The following is a 15,874-nucleotide window of genomic DNA, read 5'->3' as shown; positions in this document are numbered from 1 at the left end:
GCGTTCAGGGTGCGTCGAGGGGGCCGTAGAGCAGTCTGGCGCGCGCCTCGAAGCAGGCGATCAGCTTCTCCACCGCATGGTGGAAGTTGGCCGAGAGCAGACCCGCCAGCAGGCGCGACTTGAACTCGAAATCGATCTCGAACTCGATCCGCGTCCCGGCCGGGACCTCCACGAACCGCCAGCGGTTGGTCAGACGGCGGAACGGCCCCGACAGCAGGCTGACGTCGATCTGCCGGGCTTCGGCGTCGCGCCGGACGCGGGTGGCGAAGCGTTCCTTCAATACGGAGAAGCCGACGGTCGCCTCGGCGTCGACCAAGCTCACCCCCTCCCCTTCGCTGCGCGCGTTCCAGGTGCGCAGCGCCTGGATCCAGGGCACGAACTGCGGATAGGTCTCCACGTCGCCGACCAGGGTGAAGAGCTGGTCAGGCCGGTAGGGCAGTATCTTTTCGAGACGATGACGCAAGGCCGTCAGGCCGCGGCGTCCTTGGCGAGCCTCGCCGCCTTCAGCCGCGCGAAGTCCTCGCCGGCATGGTGCGAGGAGCGGGTGAGCGGGCTGGCCGAGACCATCAGGAAGCCCTTGGCGCGGGCGATCTCCTCATAGGCCTTGAACTCGTCGGGGGTGACGAAGCGGTCGATGGGCGCGTGCCTGCGGGTCGGCTGCAGGTACTGGCCGATGGTCAGGAAGTCGACGCCGGCCGAACGCATGTCGTCCATGACCTGCATCACCTCCTCCTTCGACTCGCCCAGGCCGACCATCAGGCCGGACTTGGTGAACTGGTCGGGGTCGCGCTCCTTCACCCGCTCCAAGAGGCGCAGGGAGTGATAGTAGCGGGCGCCCGGTCGGATCGAGAGATAGAGCCGCGGCACGGTCTCCAGATTGTGGTTGAAGACGTCGGGCTTGGCCTCGATCACCAGCTCCGCGGCGCTGACCGGCTTGCGCAGGAAGTCGGGCGTGAGGATCTCCACGGTGGTCGCCGGCGCGGCGGCGCGGATGGCCCGCACGACGGCGGCGAAGTGGGCCGCCCCGCCGTCGGCCAGGTCGTCCCGGTCCACCGAGGTGATGACCACGTGGGCGAGCCCCATCTTGGCCACGGCGTCGGCGACGCGGGCGGGCTCGGTGGGGTCCAGCAGGTTGGGCTTGCCGGTGGCGACGTTGCAGAAGGCGCAGGCCCGGGTGCAGATCTCGCCCATGATCATCATGGTGGCGTGGTTCTGGCTCCAGCACTCGCCGATGTTCGGGCAGGCGGCCTCTTCGCAGACGGTGGTCAGGCCGTGCTGCTTCACCACCGCGCGGGTGGCGTTGTAGCCCGTGGAGCCCGGCGCGCGCACGCGCAGCCACTCGGGTTTGCGCAGCACCGGGGTCTCGGGATTGGCCTGCTTTTCCGGGTGCCGGGGCCGAAGGCCGCCGACGGTGTCGATCACGGTCGCCATGGCCCCTAAATCGGCTCTTGCGGGCTCCCGATCAAGCCGCGATTGAGCGCAGCTTCGCTGCGTGGTCAAACACGCCCATGGCCCGTGCGCTCCCGCCCGCCGTCCTGCTGCTTCTGCTCTCGGCCTGCGGCGGCGGCGGCGAAGAGGCCGACCCTGCGGCCGAGACCCGCGTGCCGCCCGCCTTGAGCGAGCGGTTCCACCCGCCGGAGGGCTGGGCCTGGGGCCTGGTGCGCACCGGCTCGGCGCCGGCCCAGCGCTACGGCGTGGCCGCCCCGCCCAGGGTTCCCCGTGCGGCCGTGGTCGTCGTTCCCAGCCATGGCGAGCCGGCTGAGGTGTGGTTCGAGACCGCCGCCGACCTGATCGATCAGGGCTTCACCGTCTGGGCGCTGGACCGCTCGACCGCGGGCTTCGCGCCGGACGCCGCCAATCTGCGGGCGCTCGCCGGTCGTGTGATCCGGCCGCCGCCGGAGACGCCGCTGGTGATCCTCGCCCATGCCGACGGCGCGGTTCCAGCCCTGCGGGCGCTGCAGGCGGGTCTGAAGGCCGACGCCGCGATCCTCGTCTCCCCGGATCTCGCCGAACGGGAGCCGACGCCTGCGGCCGGGTGGCTCGCGCGCCTGCCGACGCCGCGCAAGGCCTGGTCGCGCGACCTGCCCGACGACCGGGCGTTGGGCCTCACCTCCGATCCCTGGCGCGGCGCGGTGCGGATGGCCTGGCAGACGGCCAATCCCGACCTGCGCGCGACGGAGCCGGATCTCGCCTGGCGCGAAGCCCATCGCGCCGCCAGCCGCAACGTCGAGGCCGAAGCCGGGAACCTGCGGACACCGCTGCTGATGCTCAATCCCGACGCGGCGTCCGCCGCGCTCTGCGCGCGCCTGCCGGACTGCGGGACCCGCACGATCCCGGAGGCCGGCGCGGCCCTGCACCTGGAAACCGACCGCCGGCGCAACCTCCTGCTGGCGGAAATCCGATCCGTCGCCCTGGCGGCCTCGGTAGCTCGCGGCGGCGCGCCTAGCGACTGAATAGCGAAATGAAGTTATTTTTAAATCAATATCTTACATCACATATCTCATAAACGAAGAGCGTCTTCCCGTCACGCAATGTAACAAGTCTTTTCAAGCGCCGGGTCGGGAGATAGGCTGTGCAGTCCAAAGAAACGGCGAAACATTCGGGGAGGTTTTCGCCCTTGTCGCGTTCATACGATCCGGCCGCGAGCCGGCGGTCCTTGTTCGACGCCCTCGTCGAGGCCAGCGCCAAGTACGGCGCCAAGAAGCCGATCCTGGAGGACCAGGAGCGCAATCCGCTGACCTATACCGACCTGATCCGCGCATCCTTCGCCCTGGGGCGCAAGATCGCCGCCTTCACCCAGCCCGGCGAACGCGTGGGCGTCTTGCTCCCGGCCAGCGCCGGGGCGGTGGTGACCTTTTTCGCCCTCCACGCCTTCGGCCGCACGCCCACCATGCTGAACTTCACCGCCGGCATTCGGAACCTGAAGGCGGCCTGCGACGTCGCCGGGGTGAAGCAGGTGCTGACGGCCCACCGGTTCATCGAGCAAGGCAAGCTGCACGATATCGTCGATGCGATCGAGACGGTCGCCAGCGTCACCTATCTTGAGGACGTGCGGGAGAAGGTCGGCCTAGCCGACAAGCTGTTCGCCGCCGCGGCCGGCGCCTTCCCCAAGCGCTTCCGCGCGGAGACGAAGCCCGACGATCCCGGCGTGATCCTCTTCACCTCCGGCAGCTTCGGCGCGCCGCGAGGGGTGATCCTGTCCCAGGCAAACCTGATCGCCAATGTGGACCAGATCGCCGCCCACATCCCGCTCGACCCCGACTGGGTGATGTTCAATCCCCTGCCGACCTTCCACTGCTTCGGCCTGACCGGCGGGGTGCTGCTGCCGATCCTGACCGGCATGAAGGCGTTCGAATACCCCTCGCCCCTGCACACCAAACAGATCCCGCCGCTGATCAAGGATTCCAAGGCCTCGATCCTCCTGGCCACCGACACCTTCGTGAACCAGTACGCCCGCGTCTCCGAGCGCGACGAGCTGGGCGGGCTGAAGTTCATCGTCTGCGGCGCGGAGAAGGTGCGCGAAGAGACCCATAACCTGATCCGAGACAGGTTCGGCGACGTGCCGGTGCTGGAAGGCTACGGCGCCACCGAGGCCTCGCCGGTGATCGCGGTGAACAAGCCGACCGACAACCGCCGCGGGACCGTCGGCGGCCTGCTGCCCGGGATCGAGACGCGCCTGGAGCCGGTGGAAGGCATCCCTGGCGGCGGCAAGCTGCATGTTCGCGGCCCCAACGTGATGACCGGCTACCTGACCGCCAACGGCCTGGAGCCGCCGGTCGACGGCTGGCACGACACCGGCGACGTGGTCGACCTCTCCGAGGACAACTGGATCAAGATACTCGGCCGGGTGAAGCGCTTCGCCAAGGTGGGCGGAGAGATGGTGTCCCTGACCGCCGCCGAGGACATCGCCACCGCCGTCTGGCCCGACAGCCGCCATGCGGTGATCGCCATGCCCGACCCGAAGAAGGGCGAGCGGCTGGTGCTGGTCACCGACCGGCGCGACGCCGATCCCGGCCCGCTGGTGGCCCACGCCCAGACCATCGGCGCGCCGGAGCTCGCCGTGCCGCGCAAGATCATCCGGGTGCCCGAGGTGCCGGTGCTGGGCACCGGAAAGACCGACTATGTGGCGATCATGCGGATGGCCGAGGCCGACGGTCGGCGCGCGGCCTGATCGGCCGTGACGCGGCTGACGCTCGCCCTGAAATTCGCCGTCTACGGCCCGTTGATGATGGGCCCGGCCTTCCTGGCGATGGCGGTGGTCGGCGACGCGGTCCTGGCGCTGGGGGATGCCGGGCCGCGGGCGACGACGTTGCTGGTCGTGGCGCCCGCCACGCTCGTCCCCTCGGTGCTGATCCTGAGCTATCTGGCCTTCGGAGCGCCGGCCGCGCTCACCGGCCTGCTCGCCGCCTTGGTCGGGACGGCGAGCCCGCGGTGGGAAATCTACCAGGCCTTCTGCGCCTTCATCTGCGGCGCCTTCGGAGCCATGGGTTATATGGCGGCGGTCACCCTCCTGCAGGCGCGCAGCCCCCATGATCGCGGCCTCGTCTGGGTGGCCGCCGCCGCCGCCGCCGCGGGCGCGATGGTCTGCGCCCGCCTGACGCGAAGTGAACACGCCGAGGCGGCGCGCTAGGCCCGAAACTAGATGTGCAGCACTTGGCCGTAGGCGTCGAGCGCGGCTTCGTGCATGGCCTCGCTCATGGTCGGGTGCGGGAAGACCGTGGCGTGGAGCTCGGCCTCGGTGGCTTCCAGGGTGATGGCCAGGGTGAAGCCCTGAATCATTTCGGTGACCTCGGCGCCGATCATGTGGGCGCCGATCAGAGCGCCGGTCCTGGCGTCGAAGACGGTCTTCACGAAGCCTTCGGTCTCGCCCGAGGCGATGGCCTTGCCGTTCACCCGGAACGGGAAGCGGCCGACCTTGACCTCGATCTTCTGTTCCTTGGCCTGGGCTTCGGTCAGCCCCACCGATGCGATCTGGGGGTTGGAATAGGTGCAGCCCGGGATCGGCGAGGAAAGGTTCGAGGGCTTCAAGCCCGCAATGTGCTCGATACAGTGCACCCCTTCATGGCTGGCCTTGTGCGCCAGCCAGGGCGGACCTGCGATGTCGCCGATGGCGTAGAGGCCGGGCACGCCCGTCCCGCCGTGGGCGTCGGTGACCACATGGGTCTTCTCGACCTTCACGCCGAGCGCTTCCAGGCCCAGGTCCTCGACATTGCCCACGATGCCGACGGCGACGATGGCGACATCCGCCTGCAGGGTTTCGGCCTTGCCCCCGGCCTCCAGCTCGATCGAGACGCCGGACTTCGACTTGGTGAGCTTCTTGACGCTGGCGCCGACGCGGAACTGCAGACCGCGTTTCTCGAAGGCCTTGTGGGCGGCCTTGGAGACCTCCTCGTCCTCGACCGGCAGGATGCGCGGCAGGGCCTCGACCACCGTCACCTCGGAGCCGAGGGCGCGGTAGAAACTGGCGAACTCAATGCCGATGGCGCCCGAGCCGATCACGATCAGGCTCTTGGGCGCCGCTTTCGGGACCATGGCCTCGCGATAGGTCCAGACCCGCTCGCCGTCCGGCTCCAGCCCGATGGCGGGGATCGTCCGTGCGCGGGCGCCGGTGGCCAGGATCACATGCTTGGCCTGGACCGTGCGCGAGCCGCCGGCCTTCAGGGCCACCACCACCTTCGGCGCGCCCTGCCCCTTCTCCAGCTTCGCCTGGCCCTCGATCACCTCGATCTTGTGCTTCTTCATCAGGAAGCCGACGCCGGAATTGAGCTGGGCCGACACCTTCCGCGAACGCTGGACCACGGCTGCGAAGTCGAAGCTCGGCTTCTCGACCTTCAAGCCGTAGTCGGCGAGGTGGCCGAGGGTCTCATAGACCTCGCCGGACTTCAGCAGCGCCTTGGTGGGGATGCAGCCCCAGTTCAGGCAGACCCCGCCCAGGAGTTCGCGTTCCACGATGGCCGTCTTGAAGCCGAGCTGGCTGGCGCGGATGGCGGTGACATAGCCGCCGGGGCCGGCGCCGATGACGATGACGTCGAAATCCATCTGCCCGGCTCCCTCAGACGATCATCGCGATGGGGTCTTCGATCAGCGCTTTGAAGGCGGCGAGCCAGCGGGCGCCGACCGCCCCGTCCACCACCCGGTGGTCGCAGGTGAGCGTGACGGTCATGACGGTGGCGATGGCCAGCTGGTCGCCGCGCACCACCGGCCGCTTCTCGCCCGCCCCCACCGACAGGATGCAGCCCTGCGGCTCGTTCAGGATCGAGGCGAAGGACTTGATGCCGAACATGCCGAGGTTGGAGACCGAGAAGGTGCCGCCCTGGAACTCCTCGGGCTTGAGTTTGCGGTTGCGCGCCCGCTCGGCCAGGTCCTTGGCCTCGGTGGCGATCTGGGCCAGGCCCTTGGTCTCGGCCTTGCGGATGATCGGCGTGATCAGCCCCCCCTCGACCGCGACCGCCATGGCGATGTCGGCATGGTGGTGCATGGCGAGGCCTTCAGGCGAGTAGGAGGCGTTGGCCTCCGGCACCTGCTTCAGCGCCACCGCGGCGGCCTTGATCACCAGGTCGTTGACGCTGACCTTGATCCCCTGCTTCTCCAGCATGGCGTTGATCTTGGTCCGGGCCGCCAGCAGGCCGTCGATCTCCAGGTCGATGGTCAGCGGGAAGTGCGGCACGTCGCGGAAGGAGTCGGTCATCCGCCGCGCCACCGTCTTGCGCATGCCGTCCAGCGGCACGAGGTCGTAGCTTCCGGGCGCGATGCCCATCTGCTCCAGGGACTGGACCTGGCGCGGCGCCGGGGCGGCCGGCGCTCCGGCGGGCGCGGCCGTCGGGGACTTGGCCTGGGTTTCCGCGCCCTCGACGTCGCGCTTGATGATCCGGCCGTGGGGACCAGAGCCCTGGACCTTGGAGAGGTCGAGCCCCTTCTGCTCGGCGATGCGGCGGGCGAGCGGCGAGGCGAAGACGCGCTCGCCGCCTCCGTCGCGCGCCGCTTGGCTTCGGGGGGCGTCTTCCACCGCGGTGGAGGGGCGGGATTCCCGTTTAGGCTCAGGCTCGCCCTTGGGCTCGGGCGCGGCGGCCTTCGGAGCTTCGGGAGCCTTGGCGGCCGGCGCCGGCGCTTCGCCCTCGCCGGCCAGGCGGGCGATCGGGGAATTGACCTTCACCCCCTCGGTCCCTTCCGGGACGATGATCTCTTCGACCACGCCCTCGTCGACGGCCTCCACCTCCATGGTGGCCTTGTCGGTTTCGATCTCGGCGATCACGTCGCCCGAGGAGACCTTGTCCCCCTTCTTCACGTGCCACTTGGCGAGCGTGCCCTCCTCCATCGTCGGAGACAGGGCCGGCATCAGGACATCGATAGGCATTTCGGTTCTCGATCCTTGGCGACGGCCGGATGCGGACAGCGCCGCGTCCGGCCGGCGATCATTTGTAGGACACGGCCTTGGCGGCCTTCACGATGTCGTCCACGGACGGCAGGGCCAGCGCTTCGAGATTGGCCGCATAGGGCAGCGGCACGTCCTTCTGGTGCACGCGCACGGGGGGCGCGTCGAGATAGTCGAAGGCGTGCTCCAGCACCCGGGCGACGATCTCGGCGCCGATGCCCATGGGGCCCCAGCCTTCCTCCACCGTGACCAGGCGGTTGGTCTTCTTCACGCTCGCAACGACCGTCTCGTGGTCCAGGGGACGCAGGGTGCGCAGGTCGATCACCTCGGCCTCGATCCCTTGCGCCGCCAGTTCCTCGGCGGCCTTCAACGCCAGACCGACCATGCGGGAATGGGCGGTGATGGTGACGCCGGAGCCTTCGCGCCGAATCCTGGCCTTGCCGATGGGCAGCACCCAGTCGACATCGGCCGGCACATCGAACTCCACGCCGTAGAGCATCTCGTGCTCCAGGAAGACGACAGGGTTCGGGTCGCGGATCGCGGCCTTCAGGAGGCCCTTGGCGTCGGCCGCATCATAGGGCGCGATCACCTTCAGGCCCGGCACATGGGCGTACCAGGCCGAATAGTCCTGGCTGTGCTGGGCGGCCACGCGGGCGGCCGCGCCGTTGGGGCCGCGGAACACCACCGGGCAGCGGATCTGGCCGCCGGACATGTAGAGCGTCTTGGCCGCCGAATTGATGATCTGGTCGATCGCCTGCATGGCGAAGTTCCAGGTCATGAACTCCACGATGGGCCGCAGGCCCGCCATGGAGGCGCCGACGCCCAGCCCCGCGAACCCATGCTCGGTGATTGGGGTGTCGATCACCCGCCGGTCGCCGAACTCCTGCAGGAGATCGCGGCTGACCTTGTAGGCGCCCTGGTACTGGGCGACCTCCTCCCCCATCAGGAAGACGGTCTCGTCGCGACGCATCTCCTCGGCCATGGCGTCACGCAGGGCGTCGCGGACGGTGAGCTTGACGAGCTTGGCGTCGGCCGGAAGCTCCGGATCGCGCAGCTCCGCCTTCGGCGTCACCGGCGCAGGCCCCTCGCCTTCGGGCTCGGGGGTCGCCGTTTCCGGCGGCTGCTTCTCCGGATCCCCGGCGGAGGCTTCGCCCTGCCCCTCGCGGTCCTCGGCTTCCGGCGCAGGCTTGGCGCCGCCCTCGCCGGCCAGGCGGGCGATCGGGGAATTGACCTTCACCCCCTCGGTCCCTTCCGGGACGATGATCTCTTCGACCACGCCCTCGTCGACGGCCTCCACCTCCATGGTGGCCTTGTCGGTTTCGATCTCGGCGATCACGTCGCCCGAGGAGACCTTGTCCCCCTTCTTCACGTGCCACTTGGCGAGCGTGCCCTCCTCCATCGTCGGAGACAGGGCCGGCATCAGGATGTCGGTCACTGAGCGGCCTCCTGATAGACGTCGGTATAAAGCTCGGACGGCTCCGGTTCGGGGCTGGTGCGGGCGAATTCCGCCGCCTCGGCGACGATCTTCTTCACCTCGGCGTCGAGCGCCTTCAGCCTGTCTTCGTCGGCCCAGCCCTGCTTTTCGAGCAGCTCGCGCAGGTGTTCGATGGGGTCGCGGGTCTTGCGGACCTCGTCCACCTCCTCACGCGTCCGGTACTTGGCCGGATCGCTCATGGAGTGGCCGCGATAGCGGTAGGTCTTCATCTCGAGGATGTAGGGACCTTCGCCGGAACGGGCGTGGTCGGCCGCCTTCTTGGCCGCCGCGCGGACCGCCAGCACGTCCATGCCGTCCACCTCTTCGCCGGGAATGCGGAACGAGGCGCCGCGGCGGTGAAGCAGGGTCTCAGACGAGGACCGCTCGATCGAGGTGCCCATGGCGTATTGGTTGTTCTCGATGATGTAGACGACCGGCAGGTCCCAGAGCCTCGCCATGTTGAAGCTCTCATAGACCTGGCCCTGATTGGCCGCGCCGTCGCCGAAATAGGTGAAGCTGACCTTGCCGTTCCGCCTGTAGCGGTTGGCCAGCGCCAGGCCGGTGCCGAGCGAGACCTGGGCGCCGACGATGCCGTGGCCGCCGTAGAAGTCGGCTTCGGTCGAGAACATGTGCATCGACCCGCCCTTGCCCTTGGAAGAGCCGGTGGCGCGGCCGGTCAGTTCGGCCATCACCTCGTTGGGGTCCATGCCGCAGGCCAGCATGTGGCCGTGGTCGCGATAGCCGGTGATGACCTGATCGCCCGGCTCCTTGATCGACTGGACGCCGACCGCGATCGCTTCCTGACCGATATAGAGGTGGCAGAAGCCGCCGATCAGCCCCATGCCGTAGAGCTGGCCCGCCCGCTCCTCGAAGCGGCGGATCAGCAGCATGTCCCGGTAGAAGCCGAGCAGGTCGTCCTTCGTCAGGCCGCCCAGCGACGGCTCGCCTTCGTTCTTCGCTTTTCGTCGCGCAGTCGACGCCGATTGGCCACGCGCCATATGTCTCTCCCGCAGGAATGGGTCGCCGCGGTCTGCGCCGCGTGTTCCGAATCCCCATCAAACGGACGAATCCGCCTTAGGGCTTCACGCGGATCACATAGTCTTTTGGATGGGCGAAACCTAGCAGGGAACGAGCCCTTTCTTCCAGCAGGTCGGCCGAAAGGCTCGTATCGCGCAGCAGAGTGGCGCGAGCCTCCAGGTCCTGGCGCTGGGCGCGCAGATCTTCGAGTTCAGCCCTCTTGGCCGTCAAGGTGGCGTCGCGCTGCTCGGAGGACAGTAGCCCACGTTCGCCCGTGAAGGCGTGGAACCCGAAATAGAAGATCAGGAAGGCGAGCGCCGCGGTCGGCAGATAGGGGCGAAGGCGCGCGAACACGTCGAATCGAGGGCTCCAGAACCACTTCGATATCGCCGCAACGTGCTTAATTTTGCGTTGCAACCAGACCTGAGGCCAGTCCATGCTGCGGCTCATGGACCACAAGCACCCTCCCAATTGATCCAAGCCTGAGCCCGGCCGATTGCGGCGGGCGGCCCTTTGGGCCGTGCCGTCGATCGCGCGTGTCCCCTACGCCCTCGTGGCGGCGCTCATGCTCGTCGGGTTCGCCGACGAGTGGTTCACCTTCTTTCCCGCCGGCGCGCTGGAACCCCTGCGCGCCGATCTTGGCCTGACCTATGCGCAGGCGGGCTTCCTGCTGACGGCCCTGGCCGGCGGCGGCCTGGTGGGTTTCCTGTTCGAAGTCGCAGCCGACTATGTCAGCCGGCGCGTCCTGGCGAGCCTCGGAGCGCTCGCCTACGGCGCGGCGATGATCGCCTTCGGCCTGGGCGACAGCTTCTGGATGCTGGCGGCTGCGGCTTTCGTCTGGGGCGCGGCCAGCGACGCCTTCATCCACGGCTGCGAAGTCGCGCTGGTGGACCTGGCGGGCGAGGACCTGCCCCGCGTGCTGGCGCGGGTGAACGCCTGGTCGGCCATCGGCGACCTGCTGGCCCCCCTCACCCTGGCGCTGGCCATCGCCAGTGGGGCCGGCTGGCGCAGCGTCTTCCTGGGCGGGGGCGCCCTGATGCTGGCCTATGGTCTCTGGCTCTCGACCCTGCGCCTGCCGGCGCCGCAGCCGCCGGAGCGGTTCGCAAGCCCGTTGGCCGGCGTCCTGGCCGTGCTCGCCGACGGGCGGGTCTGGGTGCTGGCGCTGATCGCCGGCCTCTTCGACCTGCTGGACGAGCCCCTGCTCGGCTTCACCATCGCCTTCCTGGAGCGCGGCCGCGGCTTCGCGCCGGCCATGGCCACCGGCCTGGCGCTCGGCGCGGTGGGCGGCGCCGTCGCCGGTTATCTGATCGCCGAGCGGGCGCTGCACGCTCGCAGCCCCGGCCGGGTGCTGGCCGCGGCCGCCGCCGGCCTTTGCCTGACCCTGCCCGCCATGGTGTTCGCGCCGCATCCGGCCCTGGTGGTGGCCGCCGGCCTCGCCTTCGGGATCGCCGGCGCGCTCTTCTACACCGCCCTGCAGAGCCTGATCCTGACGCTCAGGCCCGGCCAGGCCGGATCGACGGGCGCGGTGGTCTCCACCATCGGTCTGGCGGGGGTCGCCTTCCCGGTGCTGGCCGGGTGGGTTGCCGACCGGGCCGGCCTGGCCGCCGGCCTCGCCCTCTATGTAGCGGTTCCGGCGGCGATCCTGGCGCTGGTGATTCTCGCCCGCGCCTGGCTCAAGCGGTAGCGGCTCAGAGCCGCTTCAGGGCCTTGGCGCCGGGATAAATGGCCTGGTCGCCCAGCTCTTCCTCGATCCGCAGGAGCTGGTTGTACTTGGCCGTCCGGTCGGAGCGTGACAGCGAGCCGGTCTTGATCTGGCCGCAGTTGGTGGCGACGGCCAGGTCGGCGATGGTGGAGTCCTCGGTCTCGCCCGAGCGGTGGCTCATCACCGCCGTGTAGGCGGCGCGGTGGGCCATGTCGACGGCGTCCAGGGTCTCCGACAGGGTGCCGATCTGGTTGACCTTCACCAGGATCGAATTGGCCAGGCCCTTCTCCACGCCGAGCGAGGACAGGCGGGCCGGATTGGTCACGAACAGGTCGTCGCCGACCAGCTGCACCTTGCCGCCCAGGCGATCGGTCAACAGCTTCCAGCCGTCCAAGTCGTCCTCGGCCGCCCCGTCCTCGATGGAGACGATGGGAAACTTGGCGACCAGGCCTTCGAGGTAGTCGACCATGCCGGCGGGATCGAGGGTCTTGCCCTCCCCTTCCAGCACGTACTTGCCGTTCTTGAAGAACTCGGTGGAGGCGACGTCCAGGCCCAGGTGGAAGTGGTCGCCCACCTTGTAGCCGGCCGCCTCGCCCGCCTTGACGATGAAGCCCAGGGCCTCCTCGGCCGAGCCGATGTTCGGGGCGAAGCCGCCCTCATCGCCGACATTGGTGTTGTGGCCGGCGGCCTGCAGGGCCTTCTTCAGGGCGTGGAAGATCTCGGCACCCATGCGCAGGCCTTCGGCGAAGGTGTCCGCGCCGGTCGGCAGGATCATGAACTCCTGGATGTCGATCGGATTGTCCGCATGGGCGCCGCCATTGATGATGTTCATCATCGGCACCGGCAGCACGCGCGCGCCGACCCCGCCCACATACTTGTAGAGCGGCAGGCCCGCCGAGCCGGCCGCGGCCTTGGCCACCGCCAGGCTGACGCCGAGGATGGCGTTGGCGCCCAGGCGGCTCTTGTTGGGGGTGTCGTCGAGTTCGATCAGCACCTTGTCGATCCGGCGCTGGTCCTCGGCGTCGAAGCCTGAGAGCGCGTCGAAGATCTCGCCATTGACCGCGTCGACCGCCTGGCGGACGCCCTTGCCCAGATAGCGCCCCTTCTCGCCGTCGCGCTTCTCCACCGCCTCGTGCGCGCCGGTGGAGGCGCCGGAGGGGACCGCCGCGCGGCCCATGGAGCCGTCTTCCAGCACCACGTCCACCTCGACCGTCGGATTGCCGCGGCTGTCGAGGATCTCGCGGGCGGTGATGTCGACGATCTCGGTCATGGAAGGTCCTCTGCGGCGGCCGAAGTATGCGCGCGGAGGCTTAGCGGCGGCGGATTTCGGGAACAACCCCTCATCGGCTCCCTGGCCCGAAACGCAAAACGCCCCGCCGGATCGGGCGGGGCGTCGCGGAACTCGCAAGAAGCGAGGAGGCGCTTCTTAGTCTTCCTTCGGCGTCAGGACCTGGCGGCCCTTGTACATGCCGGTCTTCAGATCGACGTGGTGCGGGCGCTTCAGCTCGCCGGTTTCCTTGTCTTCGACATAGGCGTTCGGGCCCAGCGCGTGGTGCGAGCGCCGCATGTTGCGCCGCGAGGGGGATACTTTTCGCTTAGGAACGGCCATGGGAGGATCTCGCAGGCATGAAAAACGGAGACGGCGGCCGAACGGGCGGCCGCCGACGTGAGCGCGGGTGTATGCATCAAACGCCGCTTCGTTTCAAGCGCCGGCTGAAACCTGCTTTATCAGCGTCTTGGGCGCGACCGTGAGCCAGGCTGTCCGCAGCAGGCCGGCAAGGTCGGCCTCGCTCAGAGACCTTGCGTGTACGCGGGTCCAGCCTTTGCGACCCCAGTAGCCGTCGCCGGGAACGATGGTCCCTGGATGTCCGGCGGCGAGGTTGTGCTGATCCTCGGGATCGAGCTTCACGTGGAAGCTCCCGTCCCAATCCGCCGGCTTCAGGGTGGCGAAGATCTTCTTGCGCACCCGGAACGACGTCGATTCGAAGTGGGGCGCCTCCTCCGCCTCGGGAAGCGCGAGCGCGAACTTTCGGATGTCTTCGGCCGTCAGCATGGCCGCCAGCCTAGCCCTAGCCGCGGGCCTTAGACCAGCCGGCTCCGCTCCTTGGCCGCGCCGATGAAGCTGGCGAACAGCGGATGGGGCTCGAAGGGCCGACTCTTCAGCTCCGGGTGGAACTGGACGCCCACGAACCACGGATGGTCGGCGCGTTCGCAGATCTCCGGCAGCACGCCGTCGGGCGAGAGGCCCGAGAAGGCCAGGCCGGTCTTCTCAATGGCTTCGCGGTAGGCGATGTTGACCTCGTATCGGTGGCGATGGCGTTCGCTGATCGCCGGACCGCCATAGATCTCCGCCACCTTCGAGCCGGCGGCGAGCACCGCGTCGTAGGCGCCCAGGCGCATGGTGCCGCCCAGATCGTCGCCCGCGCGTCGCACTTCCCGCTGATTGCCCTTGGTCCATTCGGTCATGAGGCCGACGATGGGCTCCGGCGTCGGCCCGAACTCGGTGGACGAGGCCGCCTCGATGCCGGCCAGGTTCCTGGCCGCCTCGATCATCGCCATCTGCATGCCGAAGCAGATGCCGAAATAAGGGATCTCGTGCTCGCGGGCGAACTGCACGGCGCGGATCATGCCCTCGGAGCCCCGCTCGCCGAAGGCGCCGGGGACCAGCACGCCATGGACGCCGGTCAGGCGCTCGGAGATCAACGCCCCGCCCTCCCGCTCGAAGGCCTCGCCCTCGATCCAGTCGAGCTTCACCCGGACATTGTTGGCCAAGCCGCCGTGCACCAGCGCCTCCACCAGCGACTTATAGGCGTCGGTCAGGCCGGTATATTTTCCGACGATGGCGATGGTCACCTCTCCGTCGGGATGGGTCAGGGTGTCGGAGATCCCCTGCCAGCGCGACAGGTCGGGCTCGGGCGCGTCATGCAGGCCGAAGACGTCCAGCACTTCCCGGTCCAGGCCCTGGGCGTGATAGTCCAGCGGCACGTGATAGATGTTGGGTGAATCCATCGCCTGGATGACCGCGCTCTCCCGCACATTGCAGAACAGGCCGATCTTGCGCCGTTCGCCCGGCGGGATGGGCTGCTCACAGCGGCAGAGCAGGATGTCGGGCTGGATGCCGATGGACCGCAGCTCCTTCACCGAGTGCTGGGTCGGCTTGGTCTTCATCTCCCCGGCGGTCTTGATGAACGGCAGCAGGGTCAGGTGGATGTAGCAGGCGTGGCCGCGGGGCAGCTCCTGGCCCAGCTGACGGATCGCCTCGAAGAACGGCAGGCCCTCGATGTCGCCCACCGTGCCGCCCACCTCGACCAGCACGAAGTCCACATCCTCGCCGGGATCGGAGAGGACGAAATCCTTGATCTCCCCGGTGACGTGCGGGATCACCTGGACGGTCGCGCCCAGATAGTCGCCGCGGCGCTCCTTCTCGATGATGGTCTTGTAGATCTGGCCGGTGGTGATGTTGTCGGCCTTGGTGGCGTTCACGCCGGTGAACCGCTCGTAGTGCCCGAGGTCCAGGTCGGTCTCGGCCCCGTCGTCGGTCACGAAGACCTCGCCGTGCTGATAGGGGCTCATCGTCCCCGGATCGACGTTCAGATAGGGGTCGAGCTTGCGTAGGCGGACCTTGTAGCCGCGCGCCTGCAGGAGCGCGCCAAGGGCGGCGGACGCGAGACCTTTTCCCAGGGAGGAGACCACGCCGCCGGTGATGAAGATGTACCGGGCCATGGGCGTTCAGATTAGCCGTGATTCGCGCGCGGCGCCCTGCGGCGATTCGCCGAAGCCTGTGGAGAAGTCGGCGCGCCAAAGCGGTTCGAGCCGCGAGCGCGGCTCAAGATACGACCGGAACACTTGGGAACTCAGGGGTTGGAGGGCTGGGTCTCGCCGGCGCCGGCGAAGGGATCGCGCACCTGCGGGGTAGGCGCGGTCAGGGGCGCGGCGTCCGTTCCCGGCGCGGGCTCGGCCGGCGCAGTCGGGGTCGGAGGCTGGTTCAGTTTGTTCAGATCGATCGATTCGACCTTCATCCGATCGACCACCGAGGAGGCTTCGGAGCCGCGGCTCGCCAGCAGGGTGAGCGCCAGGCTGAGCACGAAGAACAGCGTGCCCAGGATCCAGGTCGTGCGGGTCAGAAGGTCGCTTGCGCCGCGAGCCGTCATGAAGCCCGTCGGCCCGCCGCCCATGCCGAGCGCGCCGCCTTCCGAGCGCTGGAGCAGCACCACGGCGATGAGCGCGATGCAGACGAGGACGTGGAAGGTGAGCAGCAAGCCGAGAAGCATGACGTGGTCCGATGCGTTCGAGCGACAGGTCGCGCGAA

At 68.7% G+C, this 15,874-nt stretch carries 16 protein-coding genes; 4 read left to right on the top strand and 12 right to left on the bottom strand.

From position 1 onward, the window contains the following. Positions 1-4: 4 nt before the first annotated feature. Complete coding sequence (locus tag ACK41C_RS15205) at positions 5-463, bottom strand: type II toxin-antitoxin system RatA family toxin (RefSeq protein ID WP_409655950.1); 459 nt, start codon at positions 461-463, stop codon at positions 5-7. A 5-nt stretch (positions 464-468) separates the two neighbouring features. Next, complete coding sequence (gene lipA / locus ACK41C_RS15200; RefSeq protein ID WP_409655948.1) at positions 469-1,431, bottom strand: lipoyl synthase; 963 nt, start codon at positions 1,429-1,431, stop codon at positions 469-471. A gap of 77 nt (positions 1,432-1,508) precedes the next feature. On the opposite strand from lipA, the gene ACK41C_RS15195 reads away from it, so the two are divergent. From ACK41C_RS15195 to ACK41C_RS15185, 3 genes are all read left to right on the top strand, one after another. Beyond that, positions 1,509-2,453 (top strand): serine aminopeptidase domain-containing protein, encoded by a 945-nt coding sequence (locus ACK41C_RS15195; protein ID WP_409655946.1) that lies wholly within the window; start codon positions 1,509-1,511, stop codon positions 2,451-2,453. A gap of 164 nt (positions 2,454-2,617) precedes the next feature. Beyond that, positions 2,618-4,171 carry an AMP-binding protein gene (locus tag ACK41C_RS15190; RefSeq protein WP_409655944.1) on the top strand — a complete coding sequence of 518 codons (1,554 nt, stop codon included), beginning with the start codon at positions 2,618-2,620 and terminating at the stop codon, positions 4,169-4,171. A gap of 6 nt (positions 4,172-4,177) precedes the next feature. Continuing rightward, positions 4,178-4,630 (top strand): hypothetical protein, encoded by a 453-nt coding sequence (locus tag ACK41C_RS15185; RefSeq protein ID WP_409655942.1) that lies wholly within the window; start codon positions 4,178-4,180, stop codon positions 4,628-4,630. A gap of 8 nt (positions 4,631-4,638) precedes the next feature. Here the strand turns inward: ACK41C_RS15185 and lpdA are convergent, their stop codons facing one another. From lpdA to ACK41C_RS15160, 5 genes are all read right to left on the bottom strand, one after another. Further along, positions 4,639-6,039: a dihydrolipoyl dehydrogenase gene (lpdA, locus tag ACK41C_RS15180; protein WP_409655940.1), complete on the bottom strand. Its 1,401-nt coding sequence runs from the start codon at positions 6,037-6,039 to the stop codon at positions 4,639-4,641. 13 nt (positions 6,040-6,052) lie between these two features. Next, a complete protein-coding gene (locus ACK41C_RS15175) occupies positions 6,053-7,354 on the bottom strand; it encodes a pyruvate dehydrogenase complex dihydrolipoamide acetyltransferase (RefSeq protein ID WP_409655938.1) in 1,302 nt (433 codons plus the stop codon). 58 nt (positions 7,355-7,412) lie between these two features. After that, on the bottom strand, positions 7,413-8,807 hold the full coding sequence (locus ACK41C_RS15170; protein WP_409655936.1) for a pyruvate dehydrogenase complex E1 component subunit beta: 1,395 nt from the start codon (positions 8,805-8,807) through the stop codon (positions 7,413-7,415). Then, on the bottom strand, positions 8,804-9,844 hold the full coding sequence (gene pdhA, locus ACK41C_RS15165) for a pyruvate dehydrogenase (acetyl-transferring) E1 component subunit alpha (RefSeq protein WP_409655934.1): 1,041 nt from the start codon (positions 9,842-9,844) through the stop codon (positions 8,804-8,806). The genes ACK41C_RS15170 and pdhA overlap by 4 nt, the downstream gene beginning before the upstream one ends. A gap of 76 nt (positions 9,845-9,920) precedes the next feature. Continuing rightward, positions 9,921-10,217, bottom strand: a complete 297-nt coding sequence (locus tag ACK41C_RS15160; protein ID WP_409656684.1) for an FtsB family cell division protein — start codon at positions 10,215-10,217, stop codon at positions 9,921-9,923. A 166-nt stretch (positions 10,218-10,383) separates the two neighbouring features. Between ACK41C_RS15160 and ACK41C_RS15155 the strand changes: the two genes are divergently transcribed. Next, positions 10,384-11,547: an MFS transporter gene (locus ACK41C_RS15155; RefSeq protein ID WP_409655932.1), complete on the top strand. Its 1,164-nt coding sequence runs from the start codon at positions 10,384-10,386 to the stop codon at positions 11,545-11,547. A gap of 4 nt (positions 11,548-11,551) precedes the next feature. Here the strand turns inward: ACK41C_RS15155 and eno are convergent, their stop codons facing one another. The 5 genes from eno to secG form a co-directional block, all read right to left on the bottom strand. Next, positions 11,552-12,835 carry a phosphopyruvate hydratase gene (gene eno / locus ACK41C_RS15150; protein ID WP_409655930.1) on the bottom strand — a complete coding sequence of 428 codons (1,284 nt, stop codon included), beginning with the start codon at positions 12,833-12,835 and terminating at the stop codon, positions 11,552-11,554. 156 nt (positions 12,836-12,991) lie between these two features. Continuing rightward, complete coding sequence (gene rpmF / locus ACK41C_RS15145) at positions 12,992-13,174, bottom strand: 50S ribosomal protein L32 (protein WP_409655928.1); 183 nt, start codon at positions 13,172-13,174, stop codon at positions 12,992-12,994. A gap of 93 nt (positions 13,175-13,267) precedes the next feature. Then, on the bottom strand, positions 13,268-13,618 hold the full coding sequence (locus ACK41C_RS15140) for an MmcQ/YjbR family DNA-binding protein (RefSeq protein ID WP_409655926.1): 351 nt from the start codon (positions 13,616-13,618) through the stop codon (positions 13,268-13,270). A gap of 29 nt (positions 13,619-13,647) precedes the next feature. Further along, on the bottom strand, positions 13,648-15,288 hold the full coding sequence (locus ACK41C_RS15135; RefSeq protein ID WP_409655924.1) for a CTP synthase: 1,641 nt from the start codon (positions 15,286-15,288) through the stop codon (positions 13,648-13,650). Between the two features lie 131 nt (positions 15,289-15,419). Further along, positions 15,420-15,836 carry a preprotein translocase subunit SecG gene (gene secG / locus ACK41C_RS15130; protein WP_409655922.1) on the bottom strand — a complete coding sequence of 139 codons (417 nt, stop codon included), beginning with the start codon at positions 15,834-15,836 and terminating at the stop codon, positions 15,420-15,422. Positions 15,837-15,874 lie beyond the last annotated feature (38 nt).

It is taken from the genome of Phenylobacterium sp., from assembly GCF_046290725.1.
Taxonomy (GTDB): domain Bacteria; phylum Pseudomonadota; class Alphaproteobacteria; order Caulobacterales; family Caulobacteraceae; genus Phenylobacterium.
The sequence above is the reverse complement of the archived record's forward strand: the minus strand, read 5'-3'. Positions and strand labels throughout refer to the sequence as shown.